Here is a 1,406-nt window from a genome sequence, read left to right as displayed (position 1 = left end):
ATCAGCCACGCCGTCAACGACGGCATCAAGAACCCCGTGCACGACACGTAGATGATCACATCCACATCCCGCGCCGTCAGCCCCGCGTTCGCCAATGCCTCCTCGATCACCGCAGGCGTACGCTTCTTCGACTCGACCTCGTAGATCCGATTCCGCTCCTCGAACCCCGGATGCCGCAACGTCTCCTCGATCGGCTGCACCAGATGACGCTTCTTCACCCCCGTATTACGGATCAGACGAAGCGCCAACGGAAGCTGCGGCTTCCCGGCATGCGCCTTCTGCGCAAACTCCAGGGTCTCTTCCACCGTGATGATGTGTTCCGGCGCGCTCACCGCCGGCTTGCATAGCCTCGGCATATCAGGAATCCACTCCCTTTGAGAGTCTCGACAGCATGACGACGAGGAACTCCACGCGGCCCGGACAGGGCAGACGGTGGTGTGGTGATGGCCGGTCAGGGGGGCGCCGGCGGCGATTCCCACAGGGATCGCCTGCCGCGGTCTCACCTGTGGGGACCGGCGGGTAGGACACTCGATTCGCTGCCCGGTGATTGTTTTCGGGCAGGGGAGGTGTGCCGGAATCGTGACACGTGCGGGGTCCCGACGCCAGACGTCACTGAGTGAGCCAGCTCACAGTCCAGCGGGCGTCCGGCGGCACGCTAGCCGGGGGGCGTGCGTGTCGAGCGTGACACGAGTGAGGCTTGTGTCGTGCTCAAGCGTATCCGGACAGTATCGGCGGGAGGACCAGCGGGAGCAGGGACACCAGTCCCGCACCGCCGGTGTGCGGACATCAGGGCGGCGCGGGCCGCCGCGGATCACGAGGGAGGCCTGAGGATGCCGGTCGTCACCGACCTCGGCGTTGACTCTCCGCACACGGCCCAGGCCGTGACATCCGCAAGGCTCCACCCCTCCGCAGGGCCCGGTGAGCGCACCCGCGGGGTCGTCCACGTGCCCACCGGGTTCGGATGACCGCCGCCGAGCCCCGGGAGTCACCACCTCACCACGGACTGTGGTGTACCGTTCCTGCCCGTCGGGGCCCGGGCGGGCCGTCAGTTCCGGGATGAGGGGGTGCCCGTCGCGATGGAACGTCGAACTCTCCGACATCGCCGTCGCCGCAGCCCCCGCCCGCAGGTAGCAGCACCGAGCCCACCCGGGACCAGGTGTCCCCCGCGAGCGCCTGCGTCCCGCAGGCGTGGGCGCTGGAAGAGTGCTGGAGAAACACTCGAGGCTGCCTCGCGCGCCTCTGTACGGAGGCTGCGAGCCTTCTCGCGCCCGCCCTGCCGGAAATTCATGGTTCCGGGTGCCGGAGGCTGTGTCTGAAGCCTCGTCAACGCTCTGCACCGACAGTCACCGAACGGTACGGGGGAAGAATGAACATCAAAGTGCTGGGCTCACTGGGTGCCGAAGTCA

Annotated in this window: 1 pseudogene; it reads right to left on the bottom strand. The window is 67.4% G+C overall.

What is annotated here, in order from left to right:
• Window positions 1-356, bottom strand: a pseudogene (locus tag ACGFMP_RS37215) (type III polyketide synthase); the annotation flags it as partial.
• Window positions 357-1,406: the final 1,050 nt, after the last annotated feature.

Source organism: Streptomyces sp. NPDC049040, assembly GCF_043197715.1.
Lineage (GTDB): Bacteria > Actinomycetota > Actinomycetes > Streptomycetales > Streptomycetaceae > Actinacidiphila.
The sequence above is the reverse complement of the archived record's forward strand: the minus strand, read 5'-3'. Positions and strand labels throughout refer to the sequence as shown.